The sequence below is a fragment of the Marinobacter sp. bablab_jr008 genome (assembly GCF_016464145.1).
In the GTDB taxonomy this organism is placed as follows: domain Bacteria; phylum Pseudomonadota; class Gammaproteobacteria; order Pseudomonadales; family Oleiphilaceae; genus Marinobacter; species Marinobacter nauticus.
On sequence record NZ_JACDWW010000077.1, the window covers coordinates 106,973 to 122,384 of the forward strand.

General features: G+C 58.5%; 14 protein-coding genes. 6 read left to right on the forward strand and 8 right to left on the reverse strand.

From position 1 onward, the window contains the following. Nucleotides 1-1,032 (reverse strand): AraC family transcriptional regulator, encoded by a 1,032-nt coding sequence (locus tag JIF53_RS16315; protein ID WP_014420974.1) that lies wholly within the window; start codon nt 1,030-1,032, stop codon nt 1-3. A 235-nt stretch (nt 1,033-1,267) separates the two neighbouring features. Between JIF53_RS16315 and JIF53_RS16320 the strand changes: the two genes are divergently transcribed. Beyond that, a complete protein-coding gene (locus tag JIF53_RS16320; RefSeq protein WP_199453378.1) occupies nt 1,268-2,143 on the forward strand; it encodes a MaoC family dehydratase in 876 nt (291 codons plus the stop codon). Between the two features lie 3 nt (nt 2,144-2,146). Here the strand turns inward: JIF53_RS16320 and JIF53_RS16325 are convergent, their stop codons facing one another. The 3 genes from JIF53_RS16325 to JIF53_RS16335 are packed head-to-tail and all read right to left on the reverse strand — an operon-like array spanning nt 2,147 to nt 6,834. Then, nucleotides 2,147-3,715, reverse strand: coding sequence for a response regulator (locus tag JIF53_RS16325; RefSeq protein WP_183579249.1), 1,569 nt, complete (start codon nt 3,713-3,715; stop codon nt 2,147-2,149). A 51-nt stretch (nt 3,716-3,766) separates the two neighbouring features. Continuing rightward, the gene (gene fixJ, locus JIF53_RS16330) at nt 3,767-4,387 is read right to left on the reverse strand and encodes a response regulator FixJ (protein ID WP_014420970.1); all 621 of its coding nucleotides are present in this window, start codon (nt 4,385-4,387) and stop codon (nt 3,767-3,769) included. A 38-nt stretch (nt 4,388-4,425) separates the two neighbouring features. Continuing rightward, nucleotides 4,426-6,834: a Lon protease family protein gene (locus JIF53_RS16335; RefSeq protein WP_011785551.1), complete on the reverse strand. Its 2,409-nt coding sequence runs from the start codon at nt 6,832-6,834 to the stop codon at nt 4,426-4,428. Nucleotides 6,835-7,072: 238 nt separating this feature from the next. On the opposite strand from JIF53_RS16335, the gene JIF53_RS16340 reads away from it, so the two are divergent. Next, nucleotides 7,073-7,450, forward strand: coding sequence for a PilZ domain-containing protein (locus JIF53_RS16340; RefSeq protein ID WP_031210250.1), 378 nt, complete (start codon nt 7,073-7,075; stop codon nt 7,448-7,450). Here JIF53_RS16340 and JIF53_RS16345 read toward each other — a convergent pair whose 3' ends face one another. The 4 genes from JIF53_RS16345 to JIF53_RS16360 all read right to left on the reverse strand — a co-directional run bounded on the left by JIF53_RS16345 (nt 7,451) and on the right by JIF53_RS16360 (nt 10,784). Continuing rightward, nucleotides 7,451-7,912, reverse strand: a complete 462-nt coding sequence (locus JIF53_RS16345; RefSeq protein ID WP_153741375.1) for a flavodoxin family protein — start codon at nt 7,910-7,912, stop codon at nt 7,451-7,453. 32 nt (nt 7,913-7,944) lie between these two features. Continuing rightward, on the reverse strand, nt 7,945-8,988 hold the full coding sequence (gene recA / locus JIF53_RS16350; RefSeq protein ID WP_011785554.1) for a recombinase RecA: 1,044 nt from the start codon (nt 8,986-8,988) through the stop codon (nt 7,945-7,947). 157 nt (nt 8,989-9,145) lie between these two features. Beyond that, on the reverse strand, nt 9,146-9,646 hold the full coding sequence (locus JIF53_RS16355; RefSeq protein ID WP_014420967.1) for a CinA family protein: 501 nt from the start codon (nt 9,644-9,646) through the stop codon (nt 9,146-9,148). Between the two features lie 37 nt (nt 9,647-9,683). Then, entirely contained in the window at nt 9,684-10,784 is a 1,101-nt protein-coding gene (locus JIF53_RS16360; RefSeq protein ID WP_153741374.1) for an FAD-dependent oxidoreductase, read from the reverse strand. Nucleotides 10,785-10,857: 73 nt separating this feature from the next. On the opposite strand from JIF53_RS16360, the gene JIF53_RS16365 reads away from it, so the two are divergent. The 4 genes from JIF53_RS16365 to fdxA all read left to right on the forward strand — a co-directional run bounded on the left by JIF53_RS16365 (nt 10,858) and on the right by fdxA (nt 15,405). Beyond that, on the forward strand, nt 10,858-11,562 hold the full coding sequence (locus tag JIF53_RS16365; protein WP_014420965.1) for a TIGR04283 family arsenosugar biosynthesis glycosyltransferase: 705 nt from the start codon (nt 10,858-10,860) through the stop codon (nt 11,560-11,562). After that, nucleotides 11,559-12,182, forward strand: coding sequence for a TIGR04282 family arsenosugar biosynthesis glycosyltransferase (locus JIF53_RS16370; protein WP_153741373.1), 624 nt, complete (start codon nt 11,559-11,561; stop codon nt 12,180-12,182). Before JIF53_RS16365 ends, JIF53_RS16370 begins: the two co-directional genes overlap by 4 nt. Nucleotides 12,183-12,293: 111 nt before the next feature. Continuing rightward, complete coding sequence (mutS, locus tag JIF53_RS16375) at nt 12,294-14,918, forward strand: DNA mismatch repair protein MutS (RefSeq protein WP_153741372.1); 2,625 nt, start codon at nt 12,294-12,296, stop codon at nt 14,916-14,918. 163 nt (nt 14,919-15,081) lie between these two features. Continuing rightward, entirely contained in the window at nt 15,082-15,405 is a 324-nt protein-coding gene (gene fdxA, locus JIF53_RS16380) for a ferredoxin FdxA (protein WP_011785560.1), read from the forward strand. The last annotated feature ends 7 nt before the right edge of the window (nt 15,406-15,412 follow it).

Sequence of the window (15,412 nt, forward strand, 5' to 3'; positions counted from 1 at the left end):
TTACATGGCATCAACCATTGCATCCTTGCCCTGGGCGGTCTTGCGGTATTCAATCGGTGTCATGCCAGACCAGCGCTTGAACGCCCGATAAAACGTACTGGGTTCTGAAAAGCCGGTCAGATAGACAATTTCATCAATGGATTCATCGGTGGTGGCCAGTAGCTGCCGTGCTAGACGGTAGCGGAAATCCGCCAATACCTGATTAAAACTGGTCTCGGCCTCGGTCAGCCGGGTTCGCAGGGTCCGGGGCTTGATCCCCAAACGCTCAGCCACGGCATCAAGCGTGACTTCGCCGCTATCAAGCAATTCCGCGATGATGCGCTCCACCTGGCCAACAATGTCCTTCTTCTCGAGCCGGGCCACCTGCTCACTGGCGAAGCGTTCATGCAGGGCCAACAGTTCGGGTTCCGCATGAGGCGATGCATGGGACAGCAATTCGGCGGGGAAATAAAGCCGGTTCTCCTCGGCACCGAACACCACCTCACACCCCAACACCTCACGAACATGGTCCTGACCCTGCTCCCGATCATGCTCGAACTCAATCCGGGATGGGTAGAAATTGCCGTCGGTAATGGATTTGAAGAAGGTAATCAGGCCTTGAACAAAACACTCATTGAAGTGTTTCAGACGGCGAACATCGTCTGAGGCGGTATCAAGAACCATGCAGGCTTCATCGCCAGCCACGAAAAAATCCGTGTTGGCGGCATCGCTGAGCAAGCGCTGATAATTCTGGGCGCGGCGCAAGCCCTCGCCAAACGTCGGACTGCTCAGGAACAGGTATTCCAGTACCTGCCCCTTGTAGGCGGGGAGCAATGGCCCAAGGTGCAAACCAACATCGGGGTCACCGGATACATCCTCCACCGCCTGCCAGAAATAGAGCTGGGCGCTGTGGGGAGTCCTAAGCTGATCCGTGTATACATACTGCTCGTTAACGCCAAGGCGGCTGAAGATGGCGTCGGTATCAATACCTCTTCGCTTCATCGCCTCGTATATCAGGCGTAGCATCACGCCTGCATCACGTAGTTCCTGCATAGTATCCCGCTTTTTTATTTATTGGTTACTACTTTGACCCGCCGGACAGGGCCCGGAGCACGCCAGGTCAATGCCAGATCTGGCCGGGTTTGCCAGACTTTCGTCGTACATTAGAGCATATCAGGCCACAAACGCACAGTTGTACCAGAAATTGGCAATGCCCAGAATAAAACCACATTGCCATCAAGACATGCACATGGACGCCGGCCCCGGGCCGACCAAGGAGAACGCTACGATGTCCGCGCCACTGGTTTATCACCACACGCCTCCTGCCCTCTTGCCTCTGTACGGCAGGGCACTGCTGCCGAAATCCGGAACGAACAACCCGGAAGCGGTGCAGATTCCAAGACTGGAGGCCAGCCTCCTGGGCGTTACCACGGACACCCCTGCACTCCGTGATTATCTGAAAATCTGCAGTTTTCATCCGGGAACCCGGCTGCCTGTGACCTGGCCGCATATCCTGGTGTTCCCCCTGCATCTGAAACTGCTGACCGAACCCGCATTCCCGCTGCCGTTGCTGGGCCTGGTGCATCTGAGAAACAGCATCACCCAGCATCGCCCTCTGGCCGCAGGCGAAAACCTGGACCTCAGGGTTATCCTGGGCAACCAGCAACGCACCGACCGGGGGCTGGAATTTGACCTGGTGACGGAAGCGAGGGCCTCAGGGCGCCTGATCTGGGAGGAAGTCAGTACCAACCTGTTCCGGATAACCAACGGCCCTGGTAAAACCAGCACCAAACCGAAACCGGAGCTGGAAACCTACCCATTCTCCGAAGCGATCAAGGCCCCGGAAAACCTGGGCCGGCAATACGCCAAAGTCTCGGGGGATCGAAACCCGATCCACATGCACGCCCTGAGCGCCAGAGCCTTCGGCTTTCCACGGGCCATTGCCCATGGCATGTGGAGCAAAGCACGGGCATTGGCGCTGCTGGAGAATCAGAAGGGATGGAAGGATGGCCCGGTGCGGGCCAGTTGCCAGTTCAAGAAACCCCTGCTGCTGCCGGGAAACGCGATGCTCAACTGGCAGACAGGAAAGGATGGCTGGGATTTCCAGTTACTGAATGCGAAAGGCGATGCCCCGCATCTGACCGGGCGCATCGACTGGCTGTAGCGCTTATTCCTCCGGAGCGCAGAGTTCTCCTTCGGCTCCGGAAACAGGCAGGGTGAACCAGAAACAAGCGCCGCCATCGTCCGGGCGCTCGTATCCGATTTCGCCGCCCTGGGCCTGAATCAGGGAGCGGCAGGTGGCCAATCCGATCCCCATACCCTCGTCCTTGGTGGTATGAAACGGATGAAACAGTTTCTCTTCGGCCTCTTCGGCGACTCCGATGCCATGGTCCCGCACCTGAACCCGGACACAGTGGTCGCCACAACGGCGGGCACTCACTTCAACCGGCGTTGCCGCGCCGGCACTGCGGGTGGCTTCCAGGGCATTGCGTATCAGGTTCAGGGCGACCTGCTGCACCTGTATGGGGTCGGCCAGCACATCCGGCAGCGAATCCTCTACCTGTACCTCGATGCCACCTTCGTTGTTGCGCATGTCGACTTCGGCAAACTGGCGGGTATCCTCCAGCAAACCGGGAACCGAGAGTATTTCCTTACCGGTGGCGGGTTTTTTCATGAATCGCCGGATCCGGCGGATGATTTCGCTGGCGCGATGGGACTGAGCCTCGACCTTGTCCAGGGTTTCCTGCAGCAAACCCAGGTCGGGTTGCTCCTTGCCCATCATACGCTTGGCCACTCGGGCGTAATTGGTGATTGCCGTCAGTGGCTGATTGACTTCATGGGCAAATCCCGCCGCCATCTCGCCCATGGTGCTCAAACGGGAGGTGTGGGCCAGCTGATCCCGCTGCTCCTGAACCATGGCCCGGGCATCCTCCAGTGCCTGCTCGTTTTCCAGCTCGGTAGTGATATCCCGGAACACCACCACCGCGCCGTGGAGTTCTTCGTCATCCAGCTTTGGCGTTGAGCGATACTCCGCGGGGAAACCGGAACCGTCGGCCCGTAGCATACGGATATCGCGCTGGTTCTCGGCCACGCCTTGCCGGCAGGTAGCCATTACCGGCAGGTTGTCTTCCGAATCTGACGCGGTGGAAAAATGCAGATCAAAAAAGCTCTTGCCGATCAGGTCTTCAACCGGGCAGCCCATGATCATGCCCGCAGCGGGATTGGCGAATTCAATGATGCCATTCTCGTCGAGGCCGTAGATGCCCTCGCTGATGGAATTGAGAATCCGGGCCTGATCACCCTGGAGTTCGCGGTTCCGGGCCTGCAATTCACGCTCAAGGCGAATCACCTGGGCATGGGTTTTCACCCGCGCAATCACTTCCTGGGACTGAAACGGCTTGGAAATGTAATCCGCGCCGCCAAGAGAAAAACCTTTTACCTTGGCCTGCAGATCATCCAGTGCCGACAGAAACACCACCGCGCAGTCGGCCGTTTGCGGGTCGGCTTTCAGGCGCTCGCAGACCTCATAGCCGTCCATTTCCGGCATCATGATATCCAGAAGGATGACTTCAGGGTGGTGTCGGTGGGCAAGGTCCAGTGCTTTCTCGCCTTCGTTGGCGATCAGCAAACGGTAGCCTTTGTCTTTCAGGGTCTCGTAGAGGACCTTCAGGTTCTGCGGGTTGTCGTCCACCAACAGAACCGTCACCTCGGAGTTCTCACTGACAGTTTCAGTCATAGAAATACGGCCGGTTAAAAACGTTCGGACATGATGACGGTGCCGGCCGTCCTAGTCGATAAGGTCCTTTACGGACAGGACCATACGTACCAGATGGGCCAGGGAATGGGTGCCCATTTTGTGCATTACGCGGGAACGGTGAATCTCCACGGTACGCTGGCTGATTTCCAACTCAATGGCGATGACCTTGTTGGCCTGGCCGGCAATCATGCGGTCCATGATTTCCCGCTCGCGGGGCGTCAGGCTCTTCACCCGGCGGATGATTTCCTGTTTTTCGTCCAGGGATTTACGCTGTTCCTGATCCTGCTCCAGGGCCGCCTCGATCTTCTCCAGCAGAGCCTCTTCACGGTAGGGCTTCTGGATGAAATCCACGGCGCCCTCTTTCATGGCGTCCACCGCCATCGGCACATCGCCATGGCCGGTCACAAAGATAATGGGCAGGATCGAATGCTTGTCGTTAAGCTTCTTCTGAAGCTCCATGCCATCCATCCCGGGCATACGGATATCCAGCACGATGCAGCCGGCCATCTTGTCGGAATAGTCCTTCAGAAAGGCATTGGCGCTTTCGTAGGTTTTCACCGGCTTGCTATCGGATTTCAACAACAACTCCAGTGAATCACGAACGGCTTCATCGTCCTCTACCACGTACACAGTTTGCTGGATCTCAGTCATGGATCTGTACTCTCCTGTCCGTTTTATTATGGTGCCGGTCAGTGAATGGACGGATCTTTATGATCGTCCCGGGCGTGCTCCTGCCGCTCATGCTCGCGCATTTTTTCGAGCCGTTGCTGAATAATGCCAAAAACACTCTGCTTGGGGTACCTGCCTTTCTCATCGGCTTTGCCCGCCGGCTTGCCCAGTAACAGTGTAATCGCCTCTTCCACCCGGGCAACCGGGTACACGGCAAACCGCCCTGCCCGGGCCGCCTGCACCACTTCGCTGTCCAACATCAGGTTCTGGACATTGGTGGTTGGAATGATGACACCCTGGCTGCCGGTCAGACCACCTTTAAGCTCACAGGTGGCATAGAAGCCTTCCACCTTTTCGTTCACACCACCAATCGGCTGAACCTCGCCAAACTGATTAACAGAGCCGGTAATGGCCAGATCCTGCCGCACCGGAATGCCGGACAAGGCCGAAATCAGCGCACAGAGTTCCGCCAACGAGGCACTGTCGCCATCCACCTCGCCATAGTTCTGCTCAAAGGTCAGGCTGGCAGACAGGTGCATGGGATCGTTCACGGCAAAATGAGAGGCCAGCCAGGAACTCAGAATCATCACGCCCTTGGAGTGGATATTGCCTCCCAGCTTCACATCGCGCTCAATGTCCATGACTCCGCCATCTCCATAGTAGCAGCTTGCGGTCACACGATTGGACAAACCAAACTCGAAGCCACCGGTGGACAATACCGAAAGCGCGTTTACCTGACCTACGCAGGTGCCCGTGGTGGTCACCAGAGTGGAACCGTCCCGGATGGAATCATAGAACTGATCACGGATGCGACTGCTGCGGTAACGGGCGCTCTCCAGCGCACGTTCCACATGTACCTCAGAAATCAGCTTGGCACCAGCCTGGCGGGCCCAGAAATCCGACTCTCGCAACAGGTTGGCGATGTCGGCGGCATGCAACGACAGCCTGTCCTGATGGTCAGCCATGCGGGCACTATGCTCGATAATGCGAGCCACCGCCTTGTTGGTGCAATGCAACAGCTTCTTCTCAACCACAAGGCTGGAGATGAACTTGGCGTACAGCAACTGGCTCTCTTCGGTGCGGTACATCTCGTTTTCGAAATCCGCCGTTACCCGGAACAGCTCGGCAAACTCGGAATCGTATTCCTGCAGCAGCATCCAGGTTTCCCGATCGCCGAACAACACAATCTTGACGTTCAGAGGAACCGCCTCCGGCTCGATGGAAATGGTGCCGGACAGGGTCAGCTCCCGCTCCAGGGAGTTGATCTGGATAGATTTTGATCGCAATGCGCGCTTCAGACCATCCCATACGAACGGCTGCTCCAGCACCTTGATGGCGTCCATCAGCAGATAGCCACCGTTGGCCCGGTGCAGGCTTCCGGCCCGAATCAGAGAGAAGTCGGTAAAGACCGTGCCCTTGTAGGTCACGTTTTCCACATAGCCGAACAGATTGTGATAGGTGGGATTATCTTCCACCACCACCGGTACTTCATTGGTTTTCTGATGCACCAGCACATTGATGAGGTAGCGCCGGGGCATTCTCTTGTCCAGTGCGGCCCAGGCAATGGCAGCCTGCTCCTCGTCGTCTTCCAGGAAGATATCCAGGTTATCCACCAGGTCTTTGCGAACCGCCTCCAGGTATGTAACCACATCGGGCTGTTCACGGTATTTCTCCACCAGCTCGTCAATCTGATGGCCGGAGATACCCTCTAGGGTCTCCTGGTTCAGAGCCTGCTGTTTGTCGGCATATTCCTGTTCCCAGTCCGCCATTTTCCGCAACGCCTGGCGCAACTTCTTCTCAAGCTTGTTGATCGAGTCCTCAAACTTGTCCCGCTGCTCCTCGGTCAGAGCCTGGAAACTTTCCGCCGTGTGAGGCTCGTCGCCGTTCATGGCGACCAGGCGATAGCCACCGGGGGTGGTTACCGTCAGGCTTACCTTTTTCCGTTTGGCCTGGGCAGCCACTTTGGCCAGCTCATCTTCCTGCCTCTTGCCGTAATCATTCTTCAACTGCTCCGAGCGTTCCAGAAAGCTGTCGCTGTCAAAAGTCTGGGGGATCGTTTTCACCAGCCGGGTCATCAGCTTTTCCATGTCCTGCTTCAGCTGGGTCCCCATACCTCCCGGCAGCTGCAACAGCTTGGGATTACGCGGTTCCTCGAAGTTGGCGACATAACACCAGTCATGGCTTTGCTGCAGCGTGTCCACATGATGCTCAAGGTAACGCAGCATCATGGTTCGCTTGCCCAGCCCATTCCGACCCACGGCATAGACGTTGTAGCCGCCATGGGGCATGGCCAGGGCAAAGCGCACGGCCTCCTGGGCACGGTTCTGGCCCACGATTTCGGCCAGGGGCTCAAGTTGCCTTGTGGTCTTGAATGGCAGGTCTTTGAGGACGCAGGCTTTATACAGCTGATGCAGGGGCAGAGACTTCAAATTGGCTTCCCGTAACGGTCAGTTTTGTCGGATTTCAGGCCCGCCATTGTAGTGCCTGGGGCCGGGTCTGTCGCGTACCTCGTCCGGTTTTATCGAAAGGGGCCAGAGCCGACCGCAAGTGCCAACTTGGTCACAAATCCGGCCGTGGTCATTTTTCATGCAAGCCGTCGATTACTACACTTCATCTCCCGGACGGAATCCGGCCACAACAAGTACAAGACACGTGATGACTGAAAACATGACGAATAATTCCGCAGATCGCCGCATCAAGGATCGTTTTCCGGCGTCCTGCCTGAGGGTTCAACTGCGTGAGCGCGGTTTCTTCGGCCGTGGCAAACAGCCTGTGGCAGTTACCTGCCTGGACATGAACCGCTATGGTATGGCGGTTCTCTGCCCACGACCGGTGGATGTAGGTGTGCGACTGTTTCTTGATATCGAGGGCAAGTACATCAGTGAATCCCGGGTCGGCGCCCGGGTTATCGCCTGCCAGCCCTACCAGGCGGGATATCGGGTCAGTCTGCAGTTTGCCTATTGCCTGGACAAAAATGCCTACTCACGAACGATGGACAACGCACTGTCCCGTATTGAAGGCTTCTACAACCGCTACGCCAGTTGATCAAATCAGGCCGGCGTCAAGGCTGGCCGCCACTGCCATACCCAACTCGTAACACTGCCCTTCAAACTCGGGCCGGAATTCACCCCGGCATACCAGTGCATCCTGCACCAGCTTCCAGCGCAGCCCTGTGGTTATGGTCTCAATAGCTCGGCGGGTCCCGGTACCATCATGGCCGGCACGGATATAAAAGGCAAAAGGCAGGCCCTGGGTTTTCTCCAGGCAGGGATAGTAGCTGCGGTCGAAAAAGTCTTTCAGGGCGCCAGACATGTAGCCGAGGTTTTCCGTGGTGCCCAGGATGATGGCGTCGCATGCGAGGATGTCTTCGGGGCCAGCTTCGAGAGGCGCCTTTACCACCACCTCTACCGCTTCGATGTCCGGATTACGAGCGCCATTTTCGATGGCGCTCCGTAATCTCAGGGTATTCGGAGACGGGGCATGAGCCACAATTAGCAGTCGCTTCATGTCACGCCTCCCTATCTTTCTCTTTTTAGAATTTATAGCAGTTCGCCATTGGCTTCAGCAGGAGCCTCCGCCGTCTCTTTCTTGACCGGCTTGGGCATCAGCTTGTCACGCACTTTAGCCTCGATTTCATTGGCGATATCCAGGTTCTCTTCCAGGAACTTACAAGCGTTTGCTTTGCCCTGGCCGATTTTGTCGCCGTTATAGGCGTACCAGGCGCCGGATTTGTCCACAAAGCCTTCTTTCACGCCCATGTCGAGCACTTCCGCCATGTGGTAGATGCCCTTGCCGTACATGATCTGGAACTCCGCCTGCCGGAACGGAGGCGACACCTTGTTCTTGACGACTTTTACGCGGGTTTCGTTGCCCACCACCTCGTCGCCGTCTTTCACCGAACCGATACGGCGAATATCCAGACGCACAGAGGAATAGAATTTCAGGGCGTTACCACCGGTGGTGGTCTCGGGGCTACCGAACATAACACCAATCTTCATACGGATCTGGTTGATGAACACCATCAGGCAATTGGCGTGCTTCACATTACCGGTAAGCTTGCGCAGTGCCTGTGACATCAGGCGAGCCTGAAGACCCACGTGGCTGTCGCCCATCTCGCCTTCGATTTCCGCTTTCGGGGTCAGGGCCGCTACCGAATCGACTATGATCACGTCCACCGCGTTCGAGCGCACGAGCATGTCGGCAATTTCCAGCGCCTGCTCACCGGTATCCGGCTGGGAAACCAGCAGCTCATCAACGTTAACACCCAGCTTTTCCGCATAAACCGGGTCCAGTGCGTGCTCGGCATCCACAAAGGCACAGGTTTTACCCTGTTTTTGCGCTTCCGCGATAACCTGCAGAGTCAGCGTGGTTTTACCGGAGCTCTCCGGGCCGTAAATCTCAACGATCCGGCCGTAAGGAAGACCACCAATGCCCAGAGCAACATCCAGCCCAAGGGAGCCGGTGGATACGGCAGGAATCGCCTCACGGGGCTGGTCGCCCATCTTCATTACAGCACCTTTACCGAACTGACGTTCGATCTGGCTCAACGCTGCGCCGAGTGCTTTCTTGCGGTTATCTTCCATTCTTGCAAACCCTCGTTACCAGGGCCGCTCAACCTTGTTGGCCAATGCGGCAGAATCCGGAGAAAACCTGAATAGCCATCCAGTGTTTTCCTGTATATTTGAACAGTATTAAAACATATGGCCAGAAGGAGACCAACCCCCGGAAAGGTGAAAATCCTCACAGGGTTTCGACAAATCCGGTAACTCCTTCTAATACATACAAAACCGACTGCCGTCGCACCTGATCCCGATCGCCATCGAAATGCGCTACCCGGGCTTCGGTGTTGTCAGCCCGGCTGCCCCAGGCAAACCAGACCGTACCAACCGGCTTGTCTGCACTACCCCCACCCGGCCCGGCAACACCGCTGACAGCGACAGCGATATCCACGCCTGTGGCACGTATGGCACCTGTCACCATCTGTCGCACCACCGGTTCACTGACCGCCCCGCACTGCTCCAGAGTATCAGCTTGTACGCCAAGGATGGCCTGCTTCGCGGCGTTACTGTAGGTCACCAGACCCGCCATAACATAGGCGGACGAACCCGCCCGGTCAGTCAGCACCTTGGCCACCCAGCCACCGGTGCAGCTTTCAGCGGTAGCGATGGTCATCCGCCTGCGCTCAAGCGCCGCCGCCAGCGCGTCACCAGCCTTGGCCAATTGTCCGTCGGTCACATTCATACGGTTCTCCCGTTTCCTATAATGCCCGTCGCCAGTCTCAGGCTCCGGGAAAACTGTCAACAAATCCGCGATCAATGCGGTCTTTCCACTTCCAGACCCAGGCGCCCGAAAACGTCAAGGGGCCATAACTACCAATCGCCGTGCAGTCTCCCGCCGCCAACAGGTACAACGAAAACCTGCGCGGATAGAAACGCACCAACGGTTTACCCGATGTCGCAGCCGCAAGATTGCGGGCCAGTATCGGCCCGGCACGAACCGCGTGTACCCCGGAACGGTCCAGCCGTTGGTCAACCCGGCTACAGGCATCTCCGGCCACAAACACATTGTGGTGAGACGTGCTGCGATGGCTGGCGTCTACCCTGACAAAACCGGCTTCGTCTACGGCCAGGCCGCTGGCTTCCAGAAAGGGCAGAGCCCTGCCACCGGTAGATACCAGAACCGCATCGGCCCGCATTCGTCGCCCACCAGCCAACCGGACCCCATCAACCACCGGTTCGCCATACTCCTCAACAATCTCGACACCGCAGCGCATCAGCGCCCGCCGCACCAGGCGGCGAAAGCGGGGACGAAAGCCCGGCACTACACCATTGCTGCCGGCCACCAGAACAACGCCCGCCTGGTCGCAGTCCGCTGATCGCCGGGCCAGGGCCATAGCGATCTCCGCACCTCCAGCGCCTCCACCAAGAACAACAATGCGCGGGCGCGCTCTGGCGCGCAGGGATCTTTCGGTTGCCGGCCAGTCTTCAGCAAATCGTTCGACGGGCTTAACACCGAGGATCATGCTGTCCGGCTCGTTCAGCACGGCACTGTCACTGGCCGATCCAACATCGACAGAGAGCAGATCGTAGGGCACCCGTTCACCACTTGCCAACACGACCTCCTGCTCGGCTGCCCGCAATTCAACAGCCCGATCGAGCACCAGCCTGCCACCGGCGGCGATCACCGTGGGCTCGACCAGGACACGACACTGATCGAAGCGATAGTGCCCGGCCAGCCAGCCCGGGATCATCCCGGAGTAGTACTGCCACCGGGACGGTGACACCACCACCAGCTCAGCTTCCGGCAACGGCTCGCGCGCGAACTGACGCAACGCCACCATGTGAGCGTGGCCGGCACCCAGCAAAACCAGTCGTTTCATAACCTCATCTCCCGCCTGCCATGCTCACCACCCCGAGCTCTGATATGCTCCTCTCAGGAGGCCACCAAAATCCATGTTGCGACACCCAATACGCGAAGAAGATCCCCGGATGGCGATCATCGTCCCCGTTCTCAACGAGATCGACGGTATCGAATCACTGCTGAGCCACCTGGAAATCTGGCGTCAGCGGGGCGCCGAAATCATTGTGGTGGATGGCGGCAGCGACGACAAATCGGACAGTCTCATTGAAGCGAGGGGGTTTCCCCTGATTCGCTCTGCCCGCGGACGCGCAACCCAGATGAATGCTGGAGCACGCAGCAGCCAATCGCCTTTCCTGATATTCCTGCACTCGGACACCCGGTTGCCGGAGCATGCGGACACGCAAGTAATGACTCACCTGGCACGCTCAGAAACCAGCTGGGGCCGTTTTGATGTTCGTATCGACGGCCGTTCCCGCCTGTTGCCGATCGTTGGCGCCATGATGAACCTGCGCTCAAGACTGACCGGCATCGCCACGGGCGATCAGGCCCTGTTTATGACTCGAACCCTGTTCGAGCAGGTCGGAGGCTTTCCGGAACAACCACTGATGGAAGATGTGGAAATCTGCAAACGCCTGAAACACATCACGCCCCCGGTGTGTCTGAGTGACAGAGTGGTCACCTCCGGCCGGCGCTGGGACCAGCGCGGCGGCTGGCGGACGATCTTTTTAATGTGGCAGTTGCGCTGGGCCTATTGGCGCGGCGTTCCCGCAGACCAACTGGCAGCCCGTTACCGATGAACCAGACACGTATTATTGTTATCGCCAAAGAACCCCGACCTGGAAAGGCAAAAACCCGCCTGATCCCGGCGTTGGGCGAGGCCGGTGCCGCCCGGCTGGCAGACCGCATGCTGCGGCACACTCTAGCGCAGGCCCTCGACGCCAATATCGGCCCGGTGGAGCTCTGTGTCAGCCCGGATCCTGCGGCAGAATACTGGCAACAGTTGGACCTTGGGGACCGAGCCATCCTGTCTTCCCAGGCTGAAGGTGACCTGGGCCATCGCATGGCGGAAGCCGCCAGACATGCCCTGACAGCCGGCTTACCGGTGATCCTGATCGGAACAGACTGCCCGGATCTTGACGCCAACCGACTCAGGCAAATGGCCGGCGACCTCCTGAACCACGATGCCTGCCTTTGTCCGGTCGCCGACGGCGGCTATGCCCTGCTGGGGCTCCGGCGTTTCAGCCCGACCCTCTTCACGGATATACCCTGGAGTACCGAACAGGTGGCCGCCATCACCCGACAGCGTCTGGCGGCCCTGGGGTGGCGGCTGGCGGAGAGCGAAACCCTGAACGACGTCGACGAACCGGCTGACCTGCAAAGGCTGGCGACAGACTATCCCGGACTGATGATGCCCTGAGTGACTGACCGGCTGCCGACACCTCCGGACCGTGGTACCATCGCGGGTTTTGGTATCCCGAACGGCGTGCCACCACCCTTGCCGATGTTTACCCGGAAGAATTGAGGAACTATGACGGACCTGTCCAAGCACACCCCGATGATGCAGCAGTACCTGAAAATCAAGGGAGAACACCCGAACGAGATGGTGTTCTACCGCATGGGGGACTTCTACGAGCTGTTTTACGACGACGCTAAAAAAGCCGCAGAGTTGCTGGACATTACCCTGACCGCACGTGGCCAGTCCGGAGGTAATCCGATTCCCATGGCAGGGGTACCCTTCCATTCGGCCGAAGGCTACATTGCCCGCATGGTTCGCGCGGGCCAGTCCATCGCTATCTGCGAGCAGATTGGAGATCCTGCCACCAGCAAGGGCCCGGTGGAACGCAAGGTCGTGCGCATTGTCACTCCCGGCACACTGAGTGACGAGGCGTTTCTGGAAGACCGCCGCGATAACCTGCTGGCAGCCATCTACCATCACAAAGAGCAGTTCGGTTTTGCCTCACTGGATATTTCCAGCGGCCGGTTCGCGGTGTCGGAACTGGAGAGCCTTGAAGCCCTGCAGGGTGAGCTTCAGCGCCTGCGACCCGCTGAAATCCTGATCAGCGAGGATTTTCCCTATACCGACATCCTTGAGGGTTTCACCGGCGTACGCCGCCAGGGCCCCTGGCTGTTTGAATCGGACACCGCCCTCCGGGTGATCACCCAGCAGTTGCAGGTACGCGATCTCACCGGCTTTGGCTGCGAAGACCTGACCCTGGCCGTTTGCGCTGCCGGCTGCCTGCTGCAATACGCCAAGGAGACCCAGCGCACAGCACTGCCACATATCCGAAAACTGACCCGCGAACGCCGGGAAGACGCCGTGATACTGGATGCCGCCAGCCGCCGGAACCTGGAAATCGACACCAACCTGATGGGTGGCCAACAACACACCCTGGCCTGGGTGATGGACCGCACCGCCACCGCCATGGGAGCCCGGGAGCTCCGACGCTGGCTGAACCGTCCACTTCGGGATGTTGAGCGCGTGCGCCAGCGCCAGCAGGCAGTATCTGCGCTGCTGGACGGTTTCCACTATGAGCCGGTGCACGATCTGCTGAAACGGGTGGGTGATATCGAACGGATTCTGGCCCGGGTTGCCCTGCGTTCTGCCCGCCCCAGGGACCTTGCGCGCCTGCGCGACGCTTTTCATGCCCTGCCAGAACTGCAGGAGGCACTGAAACCGGTCAACTCACACCATGTCGTGAAGCTGGCCACCGTCATCGGTGAATACCCGGAACTGGCCGACCTGCTGGAACGCGCCATCATCGACAACCCGCCCGTGGTGATTCGTGATGGCGGTGTGATTGCCGAAGGCTTCGACGAAGAATTGGATGAACTCCGCAACATCAGTGAAAACGCCGGCCAGTACCTGCTGGATGTGGAAACCCGGGAGCGTGAACGCACCGGCATTTCCACCCTGAAAGTGGGGTACAACCGGGTGCATGGTTATTACATCGAAATCAGCCGGGCGCAGTCTGACCAGGCGCCGGTGGACTATATCCGCCGCCAGACCCTGAAAAACGCCGAACGTTTCATCACCCCGGAACTGAAAGAGTTTGAGGACAAGGCACTGAGCGCCAAAAGCCGTGCCCTGGCCCGGGAAAAAGGCCTGTACGACGATGTCCTCGAAACCGTGGCCGAACAGCTGGCCCCGCTACAGGACGCCGCCCAGGCCCTGGCCGAACTTGACGTGCTGAGCAACTTCGCCGAACGAGCCACTTCCCTGCGCTTCACCGCGCCGGAATTTACCGACCAGCCAGGATTTGATGTGGAGGAAGGTCGGCACCCGGTGGTGGAGCAGCTGCTCGACGAGCCGTTTGTGCCCAACAACCTGTTGATGGATACCAGACGCCGCATGCTGGTGATCACCGGCCCGAACATGGGCGGTAAGTCCACCTACATGCGCCAGGCCGCCCTGATTGCCCTGCTGGCTTACACCGGTAGCTTCGTGCCTGCCAACCGCGCCGTGCTTGGCCCGGTGGACAGGATATTCACTCGCATGGGCTCCTCGGATGACATAGCCGGTGGCCGCTCCACCTTCATGGTGGAAATGACTGAAACCGCCAATATCCTGCACAATGCCACCGAACACAGCCTGGTGTTGATGGATGAAGTGGGCCGCGGCACCAGCACCTTCGATGGCCTTTCGCTGGCCTGGGCCACGGCCGAGCACCTGGCAAAGAACATCCGGTGTTACACCCTGTTCGCCACCCACTACTTCGAGCTGACCCAGTTGGCCGATGACCTCGAACATGCGGTTAACGTGCACCTGACCGCCACCGAGCACGACGACTCCATCGTGTTTCTGCACAATGTGCACGATGGCCCGGCAAGCCAGAGTTACGGGCTGCAGGTGGCAAAACTGGCCGGTGTACCCCAGGATGTGATCCGCAACGCCAAAACCCAGCTGGCGCATCTGGAAGGCCTGGAAGCAGGCAGCAACCCGTCGCCGGCGCCCGTGAGCGTTAATGAGCCGGAACCGGCTACGCCATCTGCGGCTAAGACCGCCAGTGTGGATGCAGTGTACCAGGGCGACATGTTTGCCGTGGCCGAGCCGAGTGTAGTGGAACAGGCTCTGGAGAAGCTCGATCTGGACGGCATTACCCCTAGAGACGCCCTGAACCAGCTTTATGAACTCAAGGAGTTACTGGCAAAATAACAGCATTCTGCGCCAAACTTGATCTGGGTAATAACGATATAGCAGGCCAACGCTTGCGGCAGTGTGGGGGGCTCCCTACAATATCGCTCCAAATTATAAACGGGGCCGGGTAACTGACAGGCTCCTGATGAGACTGAATCTTCTACGAACCAGGGATCTGACTATGGCGTTTATCGTTACTGATAACTGCATCAAGTGTAAATACACCGACTGCGTGGAAGTCTGCCCCGTGGACTGCTTCTACGAAGGCCCCAACTTTCTGGTCATCGACCCGGACGAGTGCATTGACTGCGCCCTGTGCGAGCCAGAGTGCCCGGCCGAGGCCATCTTCTCGGAAGACGAGCTGCCGGCAGGCCAGGAAGCCTTTGTTGAAATCAACGCAGAGCTGGCCGGCAAGTGGCCCAACATCACTGAAAAGAAAGACCCGCTGCCAGATGCCGAAGAGTGGGACGGTAAGCCCGACAAACTCAAGTACCTGGAGCGCTGAGGCCAGG